This is a genomic window from Neorhizobium sp. P12A (genome assembly GCF_008365395.1).
Classification (GTDB): Bacteria; Pseudomonadota; Alphaproteobacteria; order Rhizobiales; family Rhizobiaceae; genus Rhizobium.
The window spans coordinates 61092-84314 of record NZ_QOVX01000017.1 but is presented as its reverse complement, the minus strand read 5'-3'; the positions used below and the strand labels follow the sequence as shown (position 1 = coordinate 84314).

Below are 23223 nucleotides of genomic sequence, written 5' to 3'. Positions count from 1 at the left end.
CGTTGCCTTTGTTTGGAACACTTCGCACGCCGCGAAACTTGGTCTTCGGCGCCGGTCAGCGCAATGCGCTTCCCGCCTATGCCGCGGCTCTTGGCACGAAGGTGCTCGTCGTCACGGACGAACGACTGGCAGGAGATGGCGAGTTTCACGTGCTGATGGACAAGCTCGCGGAGGCCGGGCTGCAGACGAAGGTCTTCGACGGTACGATCGCCGAGCTGCCGCTGGAATGTATTGCGCGTGGCGTCGAGCTCGGTCGCGCATTCGGAGCCGATCTCATTGTCGGCATTGGCGGAGGCAGTTGCATCGACGCGGCAAAGGTTATTGCCTTGCTGCTCGCGCATGGAGGCAAGGCCTCGGATTACTATGGCGAATTCAGGGTTCCCGGAGCGGTCTTGCCGCTCATTGCCCTGCCGACGACGTCGGGCACCGGATCGGAGGTGACGCCGGTGGCCGTCATTACGGATCCGGATCGGACCGTAAAGGTCGGCATTGCCAGTCCGCATCTGATTTCCCATACGGCGATCTGCGATCCGGAGCTGACCTATTCCTGCCCGCCATCGCTTAGCGCCGTTTCGGGCGCCGATGCGCTCACCCATGCGATCGAAGCCTATACGACTGTCCGTCGCCAGCCGACTGGGACCATCGTCCATGAGCATGTCTTCCTCGGCAAGAACGCGCTCAGCGACAATTATGCGCTGATGGCGATTTCGCATATTTCCGCGAGCCTGAAGCGGGCCTGTGACAATGGAAGCGACCATGTGGCGCGCGAGCGGCTGATGCTGGGCGCGACGACGGCGGGGCTTGCCTTCGGAACAGCCGGCACGGCGGCTGCGCATGCGGTGCAATATCCCGTCGGCGCGATGACCCACACGCCGCACGGAATGGGCGTTGCTGTCATGATGCCCTATGTCATGGAGTTCAACCGGGCGCATTGCGAGGCTGAACTCGGCGAAATCGGCGCGGCCATGGGGATCGATCTCGCCGGAAAATCGTCCTTCGATCGCGCCTCGGCGACAATCGACGCCGTCGACGCGCTTTTCGGATCGATCGGCATTCCGAAGACGATCGCCGATCTCGGTATAATTGCCGGGCAGCTGCCGCAGATCGCCGAACAGGCGATGGGCAGTGTGCGTCTTATCAAGAACAATCCGCGTCCGCTCGACATGGAGACGATGACGCTGCTGGTCGAGGCCGCATTCAGCGGCGACCGCCGTCGCCTTCGTGCCATGTCTCCAGATCGAAAGGCAAATTGACCATGAACGCCATCCAGAAGATCTCAGCCAATCTGAGTTTCGACATAGGCTCCATTCCGACCGACCTCTATATTGGCGGCAAATGGCGCGCTGCTTCGACCGCTCAGCGTGCGGAGGTCATCGATCCCTCTACCGGGCTGACCATCGCCTCTGTTGCTGACGGAAGTGTCGAGGACGGCATGGAAGCGGTTGCTGCCGCCTATGCCGCAGCACCGGCCTGGGCTACGACCGCACCGCGCAAGCGCTCGGAAATCCTGCGCCGCTGCTACGAACTGATGATCGAGCGCAAGGACATGATTGCCGAACTCATCAGCCTGGAAAACGGCAAGGCGCTCAGCGATGCGCTGGGCGAGGCCATCTATTCAGCGGAATTCTTCCGCTGGTTTTCCGAGGAGGCCGTGCGCCTGAACGGCGATCTCTATACGGCACCTTCCGGCGCCAACCGCATCCTGGTCGAGCATCAGCCGATCGGGGTCTCGGTGCTTGTCACGCCCTGGAATTTTCCGGCAGCGATGGCAACCCGGAAAATCGCGCCGGCGCTGGCAGCCGGCTGCACCTGTATTCTGAAACCCGCGACCGAGACGCCCCTTACCGCCTTCGTTCTTGCGCAGATTTACGCCGAAGCCGGGGTTCCAGACGGCGTGGTCAATGTCATCACCACGACGAAGGCTGGCCCCGTCGTCAGCGCCATGCTGCATGATCCCCGGGTCCGCAAGCTTTCCTTCACCGGCTCGACGCCGGTCGGGCGTAAGCTGCTGCATGAAGCGGCAGATACGGTGCTCTCCTGCTCGATGGAGCTTGGCGGTAACGCTCCCTTCATCGTCTTCGAGGATGCCGATCTCGATGCGGCGATCGAAGGCGCGATGGTCGCCAAGATGCGCAACGGCGGCGAGGCCTGCACCGCTGCAAACCGCTTCTACGTCCAGAAGGGCATTGCCGACGCCTTTTCCAAGCGGCTTGCTGAACGCATGAGCGCAATGAAGGTCGGTGCCGGCTACGACAAGGCGACGCAATGCGGCCCGGTCATCAACAAGACGGCGCTGGATCGCATAGCCGGACTGGTTACCGATGCGACGAAGCGGGGCGCGAAGATATTGACCGGCGGTGCGCCGCTCGACCAGGACGGCTTCTATTTTCCGCCGACCGTGCTGCAGGACGTGACCGCCGATTCCCACATTACAGCCGAGGAAATCTTCGGCCCGATCGCAGCCATCACCACCTTCGAGACCGAGGAGGAAGTGATCCGGGCCGCAAACAACACCGAGTTCGGACTGATCTCCTATGTCTACACCCGCGATCTCTCCAGAGGCCTTCGCGTCTCCGAGAAACTGGAAAGCGGCATGGTCGGTCTGAACCGCGGGCTCGTCTCCGATCCCGCCGCTCCGTTCGGCGGCGTCAAGCAGAGCGGCCTCGGACGTGAGGGAGCCCATCACGGAATTCTGGAGTTCTGCGAGACGAAATACATTGCAGTAACTTGGTAAATATCAATCGATTTGGGAGGAAATCCATTGAAAATCAAATCAGTAGAAGCATTTCAGCTGGCGCTTGGCACCGGCGATGATTGGACGGCGCGGAGCGCCTTCGTTCGGATCGAGACCGAGGACGGTCAATTCGGTCTCGGCGAAGCATCGCCGATGCAGGGAGGCGTTGCGTCTCTCGTCATCATCGCCAAGGACATGGCGCCATATCTGGTCGGCAAGGATGTGCTCGACCATGCCATCCTTCTGGACACGCTCTTCCACCGCTGCATCAAGCTCGGGCCGGAGGGTGCGACGACGGCGGCACTTGCCGCGCTCGACATCGCTCTCTGGGACCTGAAGGGCAAGCTGCTCGGCCAGCCGGTCTACAAGCTGCTCGGCGGTGCCTGGAGAACCAGCCTGACCTGCTACAGCTCCGTCGGTGGCAATGCTGCCAGAACCGTCGACGAAGTTCTGCGCGTGGTCGAGCGTCGCGTCGAGAAGGAAAAGCCGGCTGCGGTGAAGATTCGCTGGGATGGCGATCGGACGAAGCAGGATGTCGATATCCCCGGAGACATCGCCAAGGCGAAGGCCGTGCGCAAGCTGCTCGGCGACGATTTCGTCCTCGGGTTCGACGCGAACAATGGCTATTCGGTCGGCGGTGCAATGCGTGTCGGCCGGGTGTTGGAGGACCTCGGCTATACGTGGTTCGAGGAGCCGGTTCAGCACTATAATGTTCGGGCCATGGGAGAGGTGGCTCAGCGTCTCGACATCACCGTCTCGGCCGGCGAACAGACCTATACGCTGCAGGGGCTGAAGGACCTGATCGACGCGGGCGTGCGCATGGTGCAGCCTGATATCGTCAAGATGGGCGGCATCACCGGCATGATGAAATGTGCGGCAATCGCCCATGCGCATGGTGTCGAGCTGGTTCCGCATCAGACGCAGCCGACCGTCGCGCATCTCGCCAATATCCATGTTCTCGGCACGATCATGCATTTGGCCAAGCCCGTCGAGCTTGCCGACAATTGGGAAAGAGGCGCCTCGGTCTTCGTCAATCCGTCCGAGCCGCATAACGGCCTTTTTGAGCTGCCGACCGCACCTGGCCTTGGTGTGCAATTTGACGAAAAGGAAATGGAACGACGCAAGATTGCGATCAAGTTCTGATTTGCGACTTCTGGGAGGAAGGTATGACGATTACGCGTAGAGAATTCATGGTCCGCAGTGGCCTGGTTGCGGCGGCCCTTGGCACAGGGACGTCGCTTTCCACCGGAACCAGCTATGCCGCCGCCGACACCATCACGCTGGCCGTGGCCGCCCGCTCGCCCGGCGGCATCAACCCGCAGCAGACGGGACTGACCGGCGGCGACAACTGGGCAATCAACCAGGTATTCAACACGTTGGTGGAGGCGCCGGACGGCCGCTGGGCCTCGAAGCCGGAGGATTTTCAGCCGAGCCTGGCCGTTAGCTGGGAATCGTCGGCCGACGCAAAGACCTGGACCTACAAGCTTCGCAAGGGCGTGGCCTTCCACAAGGGCTACGGGGAAATGACCTCGGACGACGTCGTCTTCACCTTCAACCGACAGCTTGACCCGAAGACCGTCACGGCAAACAAGGTCTTCTACACCAATATCGCATCGGTAGAGGCGCTCGACCCGTTGACCGTGCGCTTTACGCTGAAACGCCCCGACCCGCTTTTCAACGGCAGCGCCGTGGCAACGCTCAGCGCCTCGATCGTGAGCCGCAAGGCCTTCGAGGAAAAGGGCGACAAGTTCAATATGGATGGGATTGGCACCGGCCCGTATCAGGTCGATTCGATCACCGCATCGGGCGGGACGAAATTGAAGGCCTTCCCCGAGCATTTTGCAGGCCCTCCGGCGACGCCGAATCTGCTTATCACCTATATCGCCGATACGACGGCACGCACGCTTGCCTTCGCCTCGGGCCAGGTCGACATGATCGAGGGCGTGCGTGCGCCCGGCTGGCTGAACACGATGAAGCAGCGGTCCGCGAAGACGATCTTTGACGCCACCGCGCCGGGAAGCCTGAATACGCTTCATGTCAATCTGACGCGCCCGCCGCTCAACGACCTGCGTGTTCGCCAGGCGCTTCGATATGCCATCGACAATGCGCAGATCGCCAATGCATTCAACGGTATCGCCACGCCGATGGTCGGCGTCATCGCGCCGCAATTTGCAGGCTCGGTGAAGATGGAGGACCTGCCGCCGGAGCTTCAGTACAAGCCCGATCCGGAAAAGGCGAAGGCGCTCTTGGCCGAAGCCGGCCATCCGCAAGGGGTGACCATCCCGTGCTATGTCAGCCAGCGGGAGGACTATGCCTCGATCATGCTGATGATCCAGGAGCAGCTTCGCGCCTGCAACATCAATCTCGATCTGAAGATCATCGACCACGCGACCTTCCATTCGGACAACCATCTCGACAAGAATTCGCTAGCGCTCTGGTCGTCGAGCTATCCGCCGATCGGCACTTCGATCCTCGCGTCGCAACTGGCTTCGGATGCCGAGGTCAAGGCCGATGGGACGGGGCAGGGCAACTACAGTCACTACGGTGTCGCCATTCCAGGCATCGACGCGCTGCTCGACAAGGCCCAGGATGAGCCTGACTTCAACAAGCGAACGGCACTCATCCAGGAAGCCGAGAAGCAGGTTCTGAAGGATCTCCCGCTCTTCGGCATCATCACGCTGTCCTATGTGATTGCCCGCAATCCGCGGCTCGACATCGGCTACAAGGTCGAGGCCGGCCCCGCATACTGGTCGCTCTCCAAGGCCAAGCTGACCGCCTGACGGGAGGAGCGACAATGCCCGGCATCATATCAGCGAAGCTGCTCGACGCTATCCCGACGGTCCTGCTTGTCCTGACCCTTGTCTTCGTCGCGCTGAGAATTCTGCCGGGCGATCCCGCGGTCGTCGCCCTTGGCGACTATGCCACGCCGGAACAGCTTGCGCTGTTCCGGCAGCAGACCGGCCTCGACGCGCCGCTCTGGCAGCAATATCTGGTCTTTCTTTGGAATGTCGCGCGCTTCGATTTCGGGACGTCGCTGATCTCGCATCAGCCTGTCCTGCAGACCATCGGCGAGAACCTGCCCTATACGATCGAGCTGACGCTGGCTGCGACCATCATCGGCACGCTGCTGGGGCTGCCTTTCGGGGTCATTGCCGCTGTTCGCCGCAATCGCTGGCCCGACACAGGCATGCGCATCTTCTCGCTTGTCGGATACGCCATTCCCGATTTCTATCTCGGAGCTCTGCTTCTCATTGCGTTCGCGCTCAATCTCGGCTGGTTCCCGATCAACGGCGGCGGCGATGGTTTCGTCGACGGGCTCTATCACCTGGTTCTGCCGGCCGTGACCCTTGCCATGGTCAAGATCGCTTTTCTCGGGCGGCTGACGCGCACCTCGTTGCTGGAGGTTCTGTCGAAGGATTATATCCGGACCGCGCGCGCCAAGGGCGCCTCTCGACATGCAATTGTCTACAAGCATGGTCTCAGAAATGCGTTGCTGCCCGTTATCACCGGGCTCGGCCTCAGCGTGCTCGCCACATTTTCTGGCTCGGTGGCCGTCGAGCTGGTGTTCAACCGGCCGGGCATCGGCGCGATGCTGATCAATGCGATCTCCGAGCGTGACTATCCGCTGATCCAGGGAGGCGTCGTGATCTTCGCGCTCTCGGTGGTTCTCGTGAATTTTCTGGTCGATATCGCCTATGTGCTCGTCGATCCGCGCATCCGGGGGAAATGATGGCTGTGACCGAAACATCTCCTGTCGTTTCGCTCGATTCCAGCGTTCTGCAGATCCTGAAACGCGTCTTCCTCACCCGCTTTTCGACGGTAATCGCTGCCGTGATCATCGCGATCTTCGTTGTTGTCGCCGCGCTGGCGCCGACGATTGCCCCCTATGATCCATTGAAGCAGAGCTATCTCGATATCAGCGCCTATCCGTCGGCGGCGCACTGGCTGGGAACGGACCAATTCGGCCGCGACGTTCTCTCCCGCCTCATCTATGGATCGCGAAACTCGCTGATCTTCGGACTGATAGCGCCGGTCCTTGCTGCTATCATCGGGACGACGCTCGGCGTGACCGCCGGCTATTTCGGCGGCATCAGCGACCGTATCATATCCCGCATCATCGATATCCTCATGGCATTTCCGGAACTGCTTCTGGCGATCATCATCGCTGCTGCACTCGGTGGCGGGTTCTGGAATGTCGTGGCGGTGCTGACGATCGCCTTCGTTCCCGGCTTTGCCCGCGTGGCACGCGCTTCGACGCTTTCGGTCAAGCAGGAGCCCTATATCGAAGCTGCCATGGCGATCGGGGTGCGCACGCCCGTTATCATTGTCCGGCATGTCGTTCCGAACATTTCGGCGTCGATTGTCCTTTTGCTGACGCTTTGGATCGCGTCCGCGATCCGCCTCGAAGCCGCTTTGAGTTTCCTCGGCATCGGGACACAGCCACCGGCGGCAAGCTGGGGCAATATCATCCGTGACGGTCTCGGCAATGTCTTCGGCTCTCCGTGGCCGATCATCGGCGCCGGCCTTGCCGTTACCATCGTTGTCCTGTGTTTCAACGTGATCGGCGATGCGGTGCGCGACGTTCTCGATCCGGAGGCTGCGGAATAGACGCCCAGCCGGATTTCCAGAAATGACGCCGCAGAGCAGAGGAGGCTCCGTGAGCATGACCAAACCCAGCACTTTGGACCATAGCGACGAGACGCGCCCTGCCGGTTCCGATCGCCGAGCCGTATTGTCCGTTCGCGATCTCAGGGCGTCGTTTCGCTCCGGCGACGGCTGGGTTCCCGTCGTCAAGGGCGTTTCCTTCGATGTCGCGCCTGGCGAAACGCTGGCCGTGGTCGGCGAATCCGGATCGGGAAAGAGCGTGACCGCCTTTTCCATCATGCGGCTGCTGTCTGAGGAGAAGGCCAAGGTCGAGGGTTCGGTTGTCCTATCGGGCAGGGAGATCCTGCAGCTGCCGGAAACCCAGATGCAATCGATACGCGGCAATGAAATCGCGATGATCTTCCAGGAGGCGATGACGAGCCTCAACCCGCTCTTCACGATCGGCCAGCAGATCGTCGAGGCCCTGGCCATCCACAAATCGCTCTCCGGCGGGGAGGCAGAGGCCGAGGCGATCCGGCTGCTCGAGCGGGTGCAAATCCCGGCGGCGCGCAGCCGCTGCAATGACTATCCGCACAATTTCTCCGGCGGCATGCGCCAGCGCGCGATGATCGCGATGGCGCTGGCGTGCAAACCGAAGGTCTTGATCGCAGACGAGCCGACGACCGCGCTTGATGTGACGATCCAGTCGCAGATCCTCAATCTCATCAAGCAATTGCAGAATGAAGAGAACATGGGGGTGATCTTCATTACCCACGATATGGGCGTCGTTGCCGAAATCGCCGAACGCACCGTCGTCATGCTCAAGGGCGAAGCTGTCGAAACCGGAACGACCGAGCATATCTTCAACCATGCGACGCATCCCTATACGCGCGCGCTGCTCAACGCCGTACCCCGGCTGGGCTCGATGAGTGGCCAGTCGCAACCGCAGCGCTTCCCGACCATCGATCCGAAGACGGGATTGGGCCGGGAGGCCGAAAGCGGCGCCAGCACCGTCAGCACGCAGGAACGGCCGCTGCTGGAAGTTCAGGGTCTGACGGCTCGATTTGATATCCGCACCGGCCTGTTCGGCAAGGTCCGCAACCGCATCCATGCGGTCGAGAATATTTCCTTCGACCTGCGCGCCGGAGAGACATTGTCGCTGGTCGGCGAATCCGGTTGCGGAAAGTCGACGACCGGGCGGGCGATCATGCGTCTGATCGAGCCGAAGGCGGGCTCCGTCAAGATCGACGGGCAGGAGGTTACGACCATGTCCGCTGCGCGCTTGCGTGAGGCGCGCCGCCATATCCAGATGATTTTCCAGGATCCTTTTGCGAGCCTCAGTCCGCGACGGACGATCGGGCAGGCGATTGCCGAACCATTTCTCACCCACAAGCTCGGCACGCGGGCGGAGGCCGAGCGCAAGGTCGCGGATCTCCTGGAAAGGGTAGGGCTCTCGCCCTCGATGGCGAAGCGCTTGCCGCACCAGTTCTCCGGCGGTCAGCGCCAGCGCATCTGCATTGCGCGCGCTCTCGCTCTCTCTCCGAAAATCATCGTCGCCGACGAGAGCGTCTCGGCGCTCGATGTCTCGGTCAAGGCGCAGGTGATCAATCTTCTGATGGAGCTGCAGGAAAGCTTCGGGCTAGCCTATCTCTTCATCTCGCACGATATGGCGGTCGTCGAACGCGTCAGCCACCGTGTCGCCGTGATGTATCTCGGCGAGATCGTCGAGATCGGGACGCGCGAAGAGGTCTTCGGCAATCCGCAACATCCTTACACAAAGCGTCTTCTCGCCGCCGTGCCATTGCCCGATCCGTCCCGTCATGGACTGAGCCGTCCCGTATCCACCGATGAGATCAAGAACCCTATACGGGCGATGGATTACGTGCCTCCCGTGCGGGAGTACCTGAGCGTTTCCTCCAATCATCTCGTCCAGAAATGGAAGGCCGATTGGGCGGCTGCAATGTGATGCCCGGCAAAAAGCCCACCTGCTCGTTTGATAGCTGATGGGCTTTCGATTGGTGGATTTCAGATCCGGCTTGCTGCAGAAAGCTGTCGCTCAGGTCCTCGGCTTCAGATTTTCGGGGTCGTAGAGCGGCTTGTATCCCACGGCTGCAACTTCGACCGGATATTTCTCCGCGAAATACTCGACATTGAGCTTGCGGCCGACCTGGCAATAGTCCCAGGGCAGATAGGCGAGCGCGATGTTCTTGCCGAGCGTCGGGCCGAAGGCGACCGAGGTCGTGTAGGAGATGCGGCCGATCTCATCGACCAGCGTCTTGCCGGTATCAGGGTCGAGAACGGGCATCGAGCCGACCGGATAGCGGGCTACACCCTTGGAGTCGACATTATCGGTCATGACGAGCGTGCAGAGCATCGCCGGCTGGTGATCCCGTGCCTTGTATTCGAGATGCTTGGCCTTGCCGCGGAAATCGGCGTCCTTGACCTTCGGACGCGCCAGATCGCTTTCGATCAGATTGTATTGCGTCAGGAGATCGGCGTTTTGCAGACGCAGGCTCTTCTCCATGCGGCGTGAATTTGCATAGGTCTCGACGCCGAAGGCCATGATACCGGTTGCACGCAGCGCATCCCAGACGGCCAAGCCGTCCTCGTACTTCATATGCAGTTCCCAGCCCTGTTCGCCGACATAGGAGATGCGGAACGCCGTGACCGTCTTGCCTGCGATCTCGATCGGCTTGATCGCCGCGAATGCGAAGTTTTCCTGGTCCAGGCCGGCGGGGTCGGCGACAACCTTCTTCAGAGCTTCGCGGGCATTCGGACCCCAGATGCCGATTGTGATGAACTTTTCCGAGACGTCAGTGATCGTGACATCAAGGCCGCGATCTTCCGAGACACGCTTCATGTAGTGGAAGTCGCGCGGGCCGGCATCGGCGCCGTTGACGAGGCGGCAGTGGTCGGCCATGCGGAAGACGGTGAAGTCGGCGCGGACCATGCCCTCGTCGTCGAGGAAGTGCGTGTAGATGCCCTTGCCGATGTTGGCATCACCGCCGATCTTGGCGGCGCAGAGCCATTCCAGCAGCTCGACATGGTCCGGCCCTTCGATGTCGACCATATGGAAATGGCTGAGATTGACGATGCCGCAATCCTCGCTCATGGCAAGATGTTCGGCGTTCGAGACGCGCCAGAAATGGCGGTTGTCCCATTCGCTCTCGCGAACCGGGACGCGATTGCCGTATTTCTCCAGCAGGTGCTCGTTGGCCTTGTAGCCATGCGCACGCTCCCAGCCGCCGAGTTCCATGAAATGGCCGCCGAGTTCCTTCTCGCGTTCGTAGAAGGGCGAGCGCTTGACGTTACGGCCCGTCGCATAGGGCTCGCGTGTGTGCACGGCCGGGAAGTAGATCTTCTGCGCCGCTTCGAAGGTGCGGCCTTCGATGAACTTCTCTTCCAGTTGGTGCGGGTAGAAGCGTGAATAGTCGATCGAATTGTGGTCGATCTCGGTGCGACCGTCGGTCATCCAGTCGGCGATCAGCTTGCCGTAGCCCGGCCCGTCCTTGACCCAGATCGCTACGCAGTACCAGAGGCCGCGAACCTTCTGGCTCTCGCCGCAGGACGGGCCGCCGGCGGCCGACACCTGCAGCAGACCGTTGAAGGAATGGCCTTCGTTATAGCCGAGTTCGCCCAGGATCGGGGTCAACTCCATGGCGCGCTCGAGCGGCTCGATGATCTGCTCCATGTCGAGATCGCGCTGCGAGGGCGAGAGGCGCGCCTCGTGCTTTTCGAGAATGTCGCGCGGATGGCAGAGGCGTGGATTGGTGGTTTCGTAATAGCCCCACTCGATCTGGCCGCCTTCTGTTGTCTTCGGGTCGCCGGTGTCGCGCATATAGGCGGAGTTGCCCTGGTCGCGCAGCAGCGGGAAGCCGATCTCCTTGCCTGTCCCTTCGAACTCGTTGTAGGGGCCGAAGAAGGTCAGGGGGTGATCGACCGGCATGACCGGCAGGTCCTCGCCGACCATCTCGGCGATCAGGCGACCCCAGATGCCGGCGCAAACGACGACATGGTCGGCCATGATGGTGCCGCGATGGGTGACGACGCCCTTGATGCGGCCGTTCTCGACGATCAGCGACTGCGCCGGCGTATTGCCGAACATCTGCAGCTTGCCGGACTTTTCGGCGGCATCGACCAGCTTGCCGGCAACCGTCTGTGAGCGCGGGATGACGAGGCCGGCATCGGGATCGAACATGCCGCCCATGACCTGATCTTCCTCGATCAGCGGGAACATCTTTTTGATCTCAGCCGAAGTGACGAGATGAGCGCGCGTGCCGAAGGCCTTGGCCGAGGTCACCTTGCGCTTGATCTCTTCCATCCAGGTGTCGTCGCCTGATCGCGCCACTTCGAGACCGCCGATACGGGCGTAGTGGCCCATCTTCTCGTAGAAATCGATCGAATATTGCGTCGTCCAGACCGAGAGATAGTCGTGGCTGGTCGTGTAGCAGAAATCGGAGGCATGGGCCGTCGAGCCGATGTCGGTCGGAATGCCAGATTTGTCGATGCCGACGATATCGTCCCATCCGCGTTCGATGAGATGGTGGGCAATGGAGGCGCCGACGATCCCGCCCAACCCGATGATGACTACCTTCGCCTTTTGCGGAAACTCTGCCATTGCATGCGACCCCGATTGGAATTGAGAACGGATTTTAAGGATAGGAAGTCTGTGACCAGAGCCTGTCTACGACATAATCCACCATGCTGCACGACCAGCGCAATCCAGTCCATGGATCGGCCCCGTCATAAAAACGATTGGCGCGCGGAATAATTCGCCGGCTGCGCTGTCTACCTAGCTGAAACCAAACTTCATGGAGTTCGGCATGGTTAGACGATCAAACGGCGGGAGACATCTCCTCGCCGCACTTCTCCTCACATCTTTTGCAGGAGCAACACCCTCCTTTGCCCAGCAGACGGCAGCGCCGGTTGACCAGTCGGCGCTACAGGCCGAGCAGCCCTATCTCAGCGAGAACGATGCGGCGATGACGACGATGATGGACGGCATGGCGGCCAAGCCAACCGGCGATGTCGACCGCGATTTCGTCGAGATGATGATCCCGCACCACCAGGGCGCGATCGACATGGCCCAGGCCTATCTGCGCTACGGCAAGAACGAGCAGTTGAAGCGCATCGCCCAGGAAATCATCGTCGACCAGCAGCAGGAAATCGCTGCCATGCGGTTGGCGCTTGGCGATCCGCTGCCGCCGTCCACGCCTGCGCCGACGCAGGTCGCTCCGCAATCTCCGGCTTCGACAGGTGTCGGGATGTCCGCCATGCAGGGCATGGATCCGAATATGAAAATGGGCAAGTAAAAAGGACCCGATGATGAAGCGTACCCTTCTGACCCTCAGCTTTCTTGCAGGCACGATGCTGGCGCCGATCGCCGCATTTGCCGGACAGGCGCCGGGCGCTGCTGCCGATCCGGATATTCCCGTCAGCCATAGGGATCGTGTCTATGCGGCCGAGCAGTTTTCCAACACCGTTTCCGTCAGCGATCCCGTCGACAACAAGATTCTAGGCGTTATCCGTCTCGGTGATCCGCAGCCGGGTAATCTGAGCCCGCTCTACAAGGGCCAGGTGCTCGTTCATGGCATGGGCTTCTCGCCTGACCACAAGACGCTCGCCGTCGTGTCGATCGGCTCCAATTCCGTCACCTTCATCGATACCGCAACCAATGCCGTCAAGCACACGACCTATGTCGGCCGCTCGCCCCACGAGGCTTTCTATACGCCCGATGGCAACGAGGTCTGGGTGACGGTGCGCGGCGAGGACTATATCTCCGTCATCGACGCGCATACGTTTGAGGAAAAGCAGCAAATCAAGGTGCCTGCCGGACCGGGAATGCAGATCTTTTCGCCTGACGGCAAATACGGTTACATCTGCTCGTCCTTCAATCCCGATACCGTCGTCGTCTCGGTCGCCGATCACCAGATCGTCGGGCATGTGAAGCAGGACAGCCCTTTCTGCCCGAACATCGCCGCCTCTCCCGATGGCAAGCAGGTCTGGTTCACCTTGAAGGATACGGGCAAGGCGCAGGTCTTCAATGCGCAGGCGCCCTTCGATCTCATCAAGACGCTCGATACCGGGCCGATCACCAATCACGTCAACCTCGTGCACAATGCCAACGGCACGTTTGCCTATATCACGGTTGGCGGGCTGAACGAGATCAAGGTCTTCCGCACCGATACGTTCGAGCAGGTCGCGACCATCCCCGTCGGCAATCTGCCGCATGGCGTCTGGCCATCAGGCGACGGTACGCGCGTCTATGTCGGGCTTGAGAATGCAGATGCCTTCGCCGTGATCGATACGCTGACCAACAAGGTGATCGCCAATATCCCGATCGGCCAGGCGCCGCAGGCCGTCGCCTATGTTCCTGACGCCGTGCCGGAAGGCGACGGCATGCAGAACCTGCAGCCTCTCGGCGTCTCCAGCCAGGCCGCGCATCTCCAGCTCGTCTCGGTAAAACAGAAGGATGCCAAGGTTCCGACAAGCGTTACGCTGTTCGACCAGGGGCTCACGCAGGTCCTGCAGGCTTCCGTCACCGGTCTTGAGCCCAAGATGCCATATGTTCTGGCGCTTTCCACCCATGCGGACGGTAGCGGCACGCTGGAGCCACTCTCCTCCTTCATGACCAATCCGGCTGGTTCGGCCATCGTCAATGCCGTCGGCCCGATCCGCCAGATCGTCCAGAGCAACGTCAAGGCCGAACGGCGCTATCTCGTCGTCGCTGAGGGCGGAGACAAGGGACCGGGCGATATCGTACAGGTGGAGGCAAAGTAGTATCCGCTCGGCCTGCCATTCATGATAAGGAATGGCGGGCCGAAGCTCGGGGAGGCGAATACGCCATGAGCGACATTCTGCAGCTAGTCGAACCGCTGATTCCAGCCTTGCGACGGTATGCCCGCGGATTGATGAAAGACACTGTTGCCGCGGACGATCTCGTCCAGGATTGTCTGGAACGGGTCGTGAGCCATTGGCATCGCCGCCGCAACGATGATCCGCGCACCTGGGTCTTCGCCATTCTCCACAACCTTGCCATCAACCGCTTGCGGCAGAAGACCAGGCGCGGCGAACACCTGCCGTTCGATACGGTCGACGAGGCATCCTTCGCGGTCAGGGCGACGCAGGAGGATGCACTTCTGCGTAAGGATATTCTTCATGCGCTCGATCAATTGCCGGAGGACCAACGCAGCGTGTTGCTGCTGGTTTCCGTCGAGGATCTGTCCTATGCGGAAGTGGCCGAGGTGCTGGCCATCCCGATCGGAACCGTGATGTCGAGACTGTCGCGAGCCCGGGAGCGGCTTCGTTTGATATTGGAAGGCGCCGCAGGGGCGGCGCAAACGTCCGGAGCGCATCTGCGGAGAGTGAAATGAGTGTGAGACCGATCACCGAGGACGATCTGCAGGCTTTTGTCGACGGCGCGCTTGACGATGCCCGGAAGGCTGAGATCGCGACCTATATCGAGGCGCATCCCGATGTTTCGGCGCGAGTCAAAAGCTATGCCGATCAGCGCCTGAACCTTCGCGCCATATTCGATCCGATCGTCGATGAGCCGGTGCCGACCCATCTCAATCTCGCCCATATGATTGGCGGCCGGCGATCGCGCCGGCTTCCGGCCTGGGGCATGGCCGCCGCCGCCACCGTATTGCTGGTCGCCGGCGGATCCGGGGGCTGGTTCATGCGTGGCGCTTACCAGCCCGCAGGGCAGGGCATGGGCATGCTCGCTCACGAGGCCTCCAATAGCTATAGCGTCTATGCTTCCGATCAAATGAGGCCGGTCGAATTGCGGGCAGACGACATGCCGGAACTTGTCGATTGGGCGACGCAACGCCTGGGACACAAGCCAGTGCTGCCCGATCTTTCCAAGTCGGGCTATCGGTTGATGGGCGGGCGCATCCTCTCCACTTCGGCTGGCGCTGGGCTGATGCTGATGTACGACAATGATCGTGGGACGCGCCTCGTCATGCTGACAAGGCCAATGGTTGCCGATCAGAACATGCCGATGACCGTGAATTCGGAAGGAAACATGCCCGGTTGGACCTGGGCGGCCGACGGAATGGGTTACAGCCTCGTCGGCCCGATGCCGGCCGAGACGTTGCATCCGCTCGCCGACGATATCAAGCAGCAGATGCGGACGGCGACATAAGAGGTCCGATCACCAACGTTTGAGTCTACTGGGCTTGCTGCCTGAAGCGCCCCGGCGTCACGCCCTTGCTTGCCTTGAAGGCCTTGCCGAAGGCGGCTTCGGATTGATAGCCGACCTCGGCTGCGATATCGGCCGTCGTGCGCTGGCTTTGCAGCAGGAGACTGCTCGCAAGGCTCATGCGCAGATCGGTCAAGAAGGCGCCAACGGTCATTCCGGCGCATTCCTGGAACTGGCGGGCATAGGTCGCACGCGACATGGCGGCAATTCCGGCAAGCTCGCTCAGCGTCCATGGATGCGCGGGCGATGCGATCACCGATTTGATCGATCTCACAAGCCGCTGGTTTGCCAATAGCGCCAGCAAGCCGGGTGCCTCCAAGGGAGATGCGCCGCTGGCGCGAAGCGCCATGGTGAAAAGTGCAAGGCACATCGCCGTCACGATCGCCAACGCGCCGGGTTGCTCGACCATGGCCTCCTGGCGAAGCAATCCGACGAGCGTCCTTAGCGTCTCTTCTGACTGCTCCTCGATCAGGGAAACATGGAAGACATCGGGCAAGGTGTCGAGCAGCAGCGTCGACGAGCCCCAGGCATGGTTGAAATGGCCGCATATCAGGTCCACGTCCGGCTCGCCTTCGCCGTTCGTGCGCAGCGGCAGCATTCCCTCCTGCGTCACTTTGAGGGGCAGGGTCTGAGCCTTCGGATGGGTCCCGACAATCGCGTGGGCCTCTCCACGCGGAAACAGCAGAAAATCGCCGGATCGCATCCGGACCTCAAGGCCTTTCCCCGTACGGATCAGGCAGTCTCCCCCGAGAACGAGATGAAAGGGCAGCGTACCCTTCTCCGCCTGTTCGTGACCGATGACAAAGGCGCCCTGCAGCTGGCACCTGATGTCCAGTGCCGGCTGCAGACGCGACAGATCAATGAGGCGGCTTAAGATATCCATGAGACGATCGCGCTATTATTCGAGGTTTTAGAGCATTCAAAAAATCATCGATGACGGTCATATTCCTTTTCAACAGCAGCGGCAATCACGCCGCGCCGGGTAGCAAAGGAGAAAGTCATGTTGAACTGGAAGGAATACCGCACACAGCTTTTCGGCCGCATCGGCGAAATCGCCAAAGTCGCACCTGACACCGTCAAGGGCTACCAGGCACTGTCGTCTGCCGGGCAGAAGACGAACCATCTCGATCCGAAGCAGCGCGAGCTGATCGCGCTCGGTGTCGCCGTATCTTTGCGCTGTGACGGTTGTATCGTCGTCCATACGACCGAAGCCCTGAAGAACGGCGCGACGCGCGAAGAGATTGCCGAAGCACTGGGCGTTGCGATTTCGGTGAATGCGGGTGCCGCACTTGTCTATTCCGCTCGTGTTTTCGACGCAGCCGATCAGATTTCGCAGTAACCGGGATTGGACGCTGTCATAAAATTTCTCTTCGCAACGTCCGAAGACCTTCAGAATCGTGTCCGACAAGCTGGCCGGGCACAAGACTGCGCCTATATGCATTTGGGGTTCACCCAAGGATTCGGCAGGAACAGCAAGTTCCTCCAAGCTTTCATCCTCGGGACATCGTTTTGTGATTTTGAACGTTTTGGAAACGGCCGCATCAGCGGTCCTTGGATAAGGATGGATGGACATGAGCAAAGACAATTCGCCCGCCCCGGATTTGGCCACGCCGACGGATCTGCGTCGCAATGATCGGTCGAAAGTGGCCGATGCCCTCAACGCCGTTCTCGCGGACAGCTTTGCCCTTTACCTCAAGACCAAGAATTTTCACTGGCATATCTCCGGACCGCATTTCCGTGACTATCATCTGATGCTGGACGACCAGGGCGCCGAAATCCTTGGCACGACGGACGATATCGCAGAACGCGTCCGCAAGATCGGCAGCACCACGCTGCGCTCGATCAAAGATATTTCCCGCCGCCAGAGCATTCGCGACAATGACGCGGAGTTTGTCGCGCCGGAAGCGATGCTCGCGGAATTGCGCGAGGACAATCTGCATCTCGTCGAAGGATTTCGTAAGGTCAAGGAACTGGCCGACGAAGCCAAGGACAATGCGACCAGCGGGATCGTCGATACCTGGACCGATCTTGCAGAGCGTCGGGCATGGTTCCTCTTCGAGGCAACACGCAAGTCCTGAACCGGCCTTTGAGACCAACGCCGGCATCCGCGATTTGATGCCGGCCATCAAGGGGGCTCGCGGATGAGCAGCAAATTCGATGCGATCGTTATCGGGGCGGGGCAGGCAGGTCCTTTTCTGGCTGCCCGTCTTGCCGCTGCCGGCAAGACGGTTGCGCTCATCGAACGAAAATTCCTGGGTGGAACCTGTGTCAACGTCGGCTGCATGCCGACGAAGACCATGGTTGCCAGCGCTTATGCCGCCCATCTCGCCCGGCGCGCCTCGGACTACGGCGTGACGATCAGCGGCGATATCGGCATCGACATGAAGAAGGTCAAGGCGCGCAAGGACAAGGTCACCCTCGATGCGCGCCACGGTCTTGAAAGCTGGTTCGAAGGGATGAAGAATTGCACGGTCATATTTGGCCATGCATCCTTTGTTTCCCCTCACGAAATCGAGGTCGACGGGCAGAGGCTGACGGCGGATCAGATCTTTCTGAATGTCGGCGGCCGCGCCACTATCCCTGACATGCCTGGGATCGAGGATGTTCCCTATCTCACGAACAGCTCGATCCTCGCTCTCGATACCATTCCGCAGCATCTCGTGGTGATCGGCGGCAGCTATATCGGCCTGGAATTCGGCCAGATGTTCCGTCGCTTCGGCGCGAAGGTGACTGTTGTCGAACGAAACGCCCGGCTTATCTCGAAAGAGGATAGTGACGTCTCCGAGGCGGTGCGTGATATCCTGCAGCGGGAGGATATCGATATTCACGTCGGTGCCGGCTGTATCGGCTTCGAGCGGCGTGGCGAAGACATAGCCGTGCTGATCGGCGGTGAGGGAAACGCCTCGGTCGTCGGCTCGCATGTGCTTCTCGCGGTGGGCCGGCGGCCCAATACCGACGATCTCGGCCTGGACAAGGCCGGCGTCGAGACCGATGAGCGCGGATACATCAAGGTCGACGACAAATTGCAGACGAACGTGCCCGGCATCTGGGCGCTCGGCGATTGCAATGGCAGGGGCGCGTTCACCCACACCTCATACAATGATTTCGAAATCGCTGCTGCCAATCTGATCGATGGCGGGGACCGGCGGATCAGCGACCGCCATCCGGCCTATGCGCTCTATATCGACCCGCCGCTCGGCCGGGTGGGTATGACGGAAGCGGAGGTGCGGCGGTCCGGGCGAAAGGCGCTCATCGGCACCCGGCCGATGACCAAGGTTGGCCGCGCCGTGGAAAAGGGCGAAACGCTGGGCTTCATGAAGATCCTGGCGGATGCCGAGACCGGGGAGATCCTCGGCGCTTCTCTATTGGGAACCGGCGGCGACGAGGCCGTCCATGCGCTCATCGACGCCATCTATGCGAAGGCGACGACAGACACGCTGAAGCGCGCTGTCCATATCCATCCGACCGTCTCGGAACTCATTCCGACTGTCATCGAAGGCATGCAGCCGCTCTCCTGATCCGCTCGATCAATATCTGTTGAATTCTCTCACTATGGTGGTTGCGCTTACTATCGCGCAATCATGGTCCCGGACCGGGGCCGATGGAGGATGTGCCTGTGTTTCTTCGTAGCTTCGCCAAGGCCTTGACGATCGTTCTTTCCGTTGTCGCCGTCTCAGCGCCGGCAATCGCCCAGCAATCGGGCCAGGGGAGGGGTGGAGGAGCATCGGGCAATAGCGGCGTTCTGTCCCTGCTGCCGCCGGATGCCGTCAGCGATCATGTGCTCAACATCGGCGACAAGACCATTCCCTATACGGCGACTGCCGGCACGCTCGACCTCTACGGGCAGGACGGGGAAAAAACGGCGGCAATCTTCTACACAGCCTATGTTGCGAAGGACCGCAGTCCCGACAGGCCGGTGACCTTCGTCTTCAACGGTGGTCCCGGTGCGGCCTCGGCCTTCCTCAATCTCGGCCTCGTCGGCCCGCGTGTACTCGATTTCGGGCCGAGCGGGCGGGATGGCGCGCAGGCAAAGTTGGTCGACAACCCGGATAGCTGGCTGCAATTCACCGACCTCGTCCTGATCGATCCTATCGGTACCGGCTGGAGCCGCACGATCAAGCCGGACGATGCTTCCAATTTCTATAGCGTGCGCGCCGACGCCGACAGTCTTGCCAAGGCCATCGCGCTCTATGTCGCCAACAATGGAAGGGCCTCGTCGCCGAAATATATCCTCGGCGAAAGCTATGGCGGCCTCCGTTCGGCGAAGGTCGCGTCGTCCTTGCGCGAACAGCAGGGCATCCTTGTTTCCGGCATTGTCATGCTGTCGCCGCTGATCGAGGGATCGCTGGTCTTCGGTGGTGACCGGTTCGCGCTTGGCGCGGCGCTGCAACTGCCGTCGCTTGTGGCTGCCGATCTCGAGCGTCGCAATGCCTTCAGCGAAGAGGCCGTCCAGGATGCGGAAAAATTCGCGCTCGGCGACTATCTGACGACGCTTGCCGGCGCCCCGCCGACGGGCGACGCGGCAGAAGCCTTCTATGGCAGGGTATCAGAACTGACGGGCATTCCGGTCGATGTTGTCGGAAAGGGCCGAGGTTTTATCGGCAATGCCTATGTCAAGAACTCGGCAGATGGCGGCGGCAAGGTCGTCAGCCCCTATGACGCCTCTTTCATCGCGCCGGACCCCTATCCGGAAAGTGCGTCCGATCGGGGTGACGATCCGATCCTTGATGGTTTCGTGCGGGCCTATGGCGGGGCCTTTGCGAGCTATGCGCATGACGAACTCGGCTTCAAGACCGCAATGACCTACACGCTGCTTTCCAGCGACGTGAACGGACATTGGAACTGGGGAGGTCGCGGCGGGGGCGGTCGCTCCGAGGCGAGCGGGACCGACGACATCAGGCAGCAGCTTGCGCTCGTTCCCTCGTTCCGGCTGCTGGTGGCGCAGGGCTACAGCGATCTGGTCATCCCCTTCGGTATCAACAGATACGTGCTCGATCACCTGCCGCCGGAGGCTGCCGGTCGTGTCGAGCTGAAGCTTTATCGCGGCGGCCACATGTTCTACACGCGGCCGAGTTCGCGCGCCGCATTTTCGGATGATGTGAAGGCTTTTTACACTTCGAATGCCGCATCTCCTCCGCCTCAATCGGAGTGAGCGCCGCTCCAATCAATCGTGCTGAAGCTGGAAGAGATGGCGGATGCGCGACGTGAGCGAGCCGGGATGTGCACCGTTGGTCAGTATGTCGCTGTCGGCAAACAGATGCCGTTCGGCGTCGATGCGACGGGACATGATCAATCCCAGTTCCTCGGCAATTGAAGGCCGATCCCGAATGAGCGGCGCCAGGCAGGCTTCGCTGATCTCGTAGATGACGACGAAGGTCAGCGCTCGCAACGTGCCGACCTCTCCTGCCCCCATCAGAACGCCGCCTTCGCCGAAATAGTCGCCTGGGGCGAGACGTCCCAGTTCGATCTGGCGGACACCTTCGCGGCGGCTGACGATGACCACGCCTGTGCGCACGATCATCAAGGATTTCAGCCGATCCTCCTGCTCCGCAATGACGCTGTCCTTATGGAAGGTCCGACGCGTCATGTTGTTTGCCAGCGTTTCCTTTTCGTCTTCTGTGAGTGACGAGAAGAGCGGGACGTTGCTAAGCAGCCGCCATGGCGTGCCCGGGTGTTGTGCCACGCTTCCATCTGCTTGTTGTTCCTGACTTATTGCGCTGACCGAGCCGACGGGGTCGGCGAGTCTGAGGCTGGATGATTTCGTGTGGCGATAAATGAGATCGTATATCTCGTTCTTCGCCGCCGTGGTCATGGAAATGTCCTTGATGCGGCATGAAAGGGTCAGATGGATCGCCTGCCCGTCGATCGAGTCGATCATGACCGTCGGCTCGGGAAATTTGAGAATGGAGTTGCTGCTCAAAAGCACATTGCGCATCAAATCGGTGATGACGCGAGGGACCACGGTTGGCACGATCCTCACGCTGATCATCAGCCCGTGACTCTCATCGGGACTGCTGAGATTTGTCAGCCGTGCCTTGGCCAGCGCACTGTTGGGAATGACCACGAGATCGTTCGTGCCGTTCAGAAGATGCGTCGAGCGCCAGTTGGTCTCCACAATGCGGCCCTGGATATCATCGTCGAGCACCACCCAGTCGCCGACCGTATAGGGGCGGTTAAGATTGAGGGCGATACCTGAGAAGACGTCGTTCAGAGTGCTCTGCAGCGCCAGACCGAGGATGATGGCGAAGACACCTGATGTCGCGATCAGCGTTCCGATTGGTACGCTGAAGACGTTCGAGACGATCGAGAGAGTGGCGCCGAGATAGATAATTCCGACGACCAGATCCTGGACAAGGCGGCCTTCGCGCGGTTTGCGCTCAAGGATTAGGAAAATGCGCACGAAGGCGACGAGAACCCAGGCGCCATTGACCCACCATACGATCTTGGCGAAACCAACGAAAATCTTTCGCGCTATATCCGCCTCGACCGGGCTCGGCTCGTAGGGAATGATGCCGTTGTAAAGCAGGAGCACAGAGAGCGCGATGAAAAAGGCCGTCTGCCCGATGAGTCGCCCGGCCTGGCGGCGGCGAAGCATGAGGCGGCTGATCAGCGTCCCCGCGACGATCAGCACGCAGAACTGAGCAATAGGATCTGCAAAGATCTTTAGCAATGAAGACGGCAACGTCGGTCGTTTCCTGTAGCTGACATGGGCGATCCCCGTCGAACGGCGGGTACACTGGCATGAAGTCGACCTCAATTCCATCCCCGGCAAGGGGCTCAGAAGCGTGAAGCCGCCGCGCTAAAATACTGCGCACCGGGAACAAATGTCTCCTATCCGCTCGGATAGTTGTCCGAGACAAGAGGATGCCTCTTCAAAACCCATCGCGAGGGAAGCTTAGCCGAGTAATCGTTGGAGTAGGCCGTCAAGAACTGTGGTCGGTTGCCTGCAGATAGTCTGCGAGGACGATGGCGTGGTTTCTGGCGGTATCATGGGTGGAGTAGAGCAGAGTTACCGGACCTGCCGCCGCAATATCCGCAACTGGTGAACGACGTCAGGGTTGGCGTCCAGTTCGGCTTTATAACGTCGACGAAATTCCTGCTCGCGCTCTGGAAGGTGTCCGTACCACTTGCGCAACTCGGTGCTGGGCGCGATTTCCTTCAGCCACAGGGTCAGCGCCGCCTTGTCCTTGCTCACCCCGCGCGGCCATAGCCGATCGACCAGGATGCGTTGTCCGTCGGACGGGTCAACCGGATCGTAGATACGTTTGATCCAGATGTGACTTTTCATCCCGACCTCATCATCCGCTCCGTTGGCCAGACTAAACCGTCAGCTCTTCTTCTTGTCTTTCGACGACGTGAAATGCATGGAGGACATGGGGTCGCTTGCCGGAAAGGTTTCTTCGAGCGCCTCTTCCAGAAGGTCGTCCTGTTCCTTCTTCGGCTTTTCGGCTGCGGGCTTCCCGGCTTTCTGAGCTGATTTTTCCATCGACATGGAATCCTTTGTCGCCATCGTGGCGCTCCTCTTACCTTGGCTTGTAAGTGATGCTTCAATCACGCGGTTGGTGGCATGGTCGCGCAATTGTCCTCCAATGTCGAGCGTCGAAGGTGGATTTCGGGGCATCCGTGCCGTATCGCAAATACCCGGCAGCCGAGCTTGATTTTTTAGATGATGACTATCATCTTTATTATCTCATATCTGTCA

Annotated in this window: 19 protein-coding genes and 1 pseudogene; 15 read left to right on the top strand and 5 right to left on the bottom strand. The window is 60.5% G+C overall.

Annotated features, from left to right (window positions below; translation table 11 throughout):
* Positions 1-2 precede the first annotated feature (2 nt).
* The 7 genes from DTW90_RS29290 to DTW90_RS29260 are packed head-to-tail and all read left to right on the top strand — an operon-like array spanning position 3 to position 9284.
* The gene (locus DTW90_RS29290) at positions 3-1253 is read left to right on the top strand and encodes an iron-containing alcohol dehydrogenase (RefSeq protein WP_149342942.1); all 1251 of its coding nucleotides are present in this window, start codon (positions 3-5) and stop codon (positions 1251-1253) included.
* 2 nt (positions 1254-1255) lie between these two features.
* A complete protein-coding gene (locus DTW90_RS29285) occupies positions 1256-2734 on the top strand; it encodes an NAD-dependent succinate-semialdehyde dehydrogenase (protein WP_149342940.1) in 1479 nt (492 codons plus the stop codon).
* Positions 2735-2761: 27 nt separating this feature from the next.
* Complete coding sequence (locus DTW90_RS29280) at positions 2762-3877, top strand: mandelate racemase/muconate lactonizing enzyme family protein (RefSeq protein ID WP_149342938.1); 1116 nt, start codon at positions 2762-2764, stop codon at positions 3875-3877.
* Positions 3878-3900: 23 nt separating this feature from the next.
* Positions 3901-5514 carry an ABC transporter substrate-binding protein gene (locus DTW90_RS29275; RefSeq protein WP_149342936.1) on the top strand — a complete coding sequence of 538 codons (1614 nt, stop codon included), beginning with the start codon at positions 3901-3903 and terminating at the stop codon, positions 5512-5514.
* 14 nt (positions 5515-5528) lie between these two features.
* Positions 5529-6464: an ABC transporter permease gene (locus tag DTW90_RS29270; RefSeq protein WP_132525030.1), complete on the top strand. Its 936-nt coding sequence runs from the start codon at positions 5529-5531 to the stop codon at positions 6462-6464.
* Entirely contained in the window at positions 6464-7342 is an 879-nt protein-coding gene (locus tag DTW90_RS29265) for an ABC transporter permease (protein ID WP_149342934.1), read from the top strand. The genes DTW90_RS29270 and DTW90_RS29265 overlap by 1 nt, the downstream gene beginning before the upstream one ends.
* 55 nt (positions 7343-7397) lie before the next feature.
* Positions 7398-9284, top strand: coding sequence for an ABC transporter ATP-binding protein (locus DTW90_RS29260; protein ID WP_149342932.1), 1887 nt, complete (start codon positions 7398-7400; stop codon positions 9282-9284).
* 90 nt (positions 9285-9374) lie between these two features.
* Here DTW90_RS29260 and DTW90_RS29255 read toward each other — a convergent pair whose 3' ends face one another.
* Positions 9375-11936, bottom strand: a complete 2562-nt coding sequence (locus DTW90_RS29255) for an FAD-dependent oxidoreductase (RefSeq protein WP_149342930.1) — start codon at positions 11934-11936, stop codon at positions 9375-9377.
* A 205-nt stretch (positions 11937-12141) separates the two neighbouring features.
* Here DTW90_RS29255 and DTW90_RS29250 point away from each other — a divergent pair, with 205 nt between their 5' ends.
* The 4 genes from DTW90_RS29250 (at position 12142) to DTW90_RS29235 (ending at position 15464) form a co-directional block, all read left to right on the top strand.
* Positions 12142-12630: a DUF305 domain-containing protein gene (locus DTW90_RS29250; protein WP_149342928.1), complete on the top strand. Its 489-nt coding sequence runs from the start codon at positions 12142-12144 to the stop codon at positions 12628-12630.
* A gap of 13 nt (positions 12631-12643) precedes the next feature.
* Positions 12644-14098 carry a YncE family protein gene (locus tag DTW90_RS29245; RefSeq protein ID WP_149342926.1) on the top strand — a complete coding sequence of 485 codons (1455 nt, stop codon included), beginning with the start codon at positions 12644-12646 and terminating at the stop codon, positions 14096-14098.
* 65 nt (positions 14099-14163) lie between these two features.
* Complete coding sequence (locus DTW90_RS29240; RefSeq protein WP_132525038.1) at positions 14164-14691, top strand: RNA polymerase sigma factor; 528 nt, start codon at positions 14164-14166, stop codon at positions 14689-14691.
* Positions 14688-15464, top strand: a complete 777-nt coding sequence (locus DTW90_RS29235; protein ID WP_149342924.1) for an anti-sigma factor — start codon at positions 14688-14690, stop codon at positions 15462-15464. Before DTW90_RS29240 ends, DTW90_RS29235 begins: the two co-directional genes overlap by 4 nt.
* Positions 15465-15489: 25 nt before the next feature.
* Here the strand turns inward: DTW90_RS29235 and DTW90_RS29230 are convergent, their stop codons facing one another.
* Entirely contained in the window at positions 15490-16404 is a 915-nt protein-coding gene (locus DTW90_RS29230) for an AraC family transcriptional regulator (protein WP_149342922.1), read from the bottom strand.
* Between the two features lie 117 nt (positions 16405-16521).
* Between DTW90_RS29230 and DTW90_RS29225 the strand changes: the two genes are divergently transcribed.
* The 4 genes from DTW90_RS29225 to DTW90_RS29210 all read left to right on the top strand — a co-directional run bounded on the left by DTW90_RS29225 (position 16522) and on the right by DTW90_RS29210 (position 20673).
* Complete coding sequence (locus DTW90_RS29225; protein WP_149342921.1) at positions 16522-16860, top strand: carboxymuconolactone decarboxylase family protein; 339 nt, start codon at positions 16522-16524, stop codon at positions 16858-16860.
* A 226-nt stretch (positions 16861-17086) separates the two neighbouring features.
* A complete protein-coding gene (locus DTW90_RS29220) occupies positions 17087-17599 on the top strand; it encodes a DNA starvation/stationary phase protection protein (RefSeq protein WP_207910580.1) in 513 nt (170 codons plus the stop codon).
* 63 nt (positions 17600-17662) lie between these two features.
* Positions 17663-19039 carry an FAD-containing oxidoreductase gene (locus tag DTW90_RS29215; protein WP_149342919.1) on the top strand — a complete coding sequence of 459 codons (1377 nt, stop codon included), beginning with the start codon at positions 17663-17665 and terminating at the stop codon, positions 19037-19039.
* Between the two features lie 98 nt (positions 19040-19137).
* Positions 19138-20673 carry a carboxypeptidase gene (locus DTW90_RS29210; RefSeq protein ID WP_246665099.1) on the top strand — a complete coding sequence of 512 codons (1536 nt, stop codon included), beginning with the start codon at positions 19138-19140 and terminating at the stop codon, positions 20671-20673.
* A gap of 12 nt (positions 20674-20685) precedes the next feature.
* On the opposite strand, the gene DTW90_RS29205 is transcribed toward DTW90_RS29210, so the two are convergent.
* The 3 genes and pseudogenes from DTW90_RS29205 to DTW90_RS29195 form a co-directional block, all read right to left on the bottom strand.
* Positions 20686-22203: a mechanosensitive ion channel family protein gene (locus DTW90_RS29205; RefSeq protein WP_246665098.1), complete on the bottom strand. Its 1518-nt coding sequence runs from the start codon at positions 22201-22203 to the stop codon at positions 20686-20688.
* Between the two features lie 241 nt (positions 22204-22444).
* A pseudogene (locus DTW90_RS29200) lies at positions 22445-22809 on the bottom strand (DUF488 domain-containing protein).
* A gap of 39 nt (positions 22810-22848) precedes the next feature.
* A complete protein-coding gene (locus DTW90_RS29195; protein ID WP_149342914.1) occupies positions 22849-23031 on the bottom strand; it encodes a hypothetical protein in 183 nt (60 codons plus the stop codon).
* Positions 23032-23223: the final 192 nt, after the last annotated feature.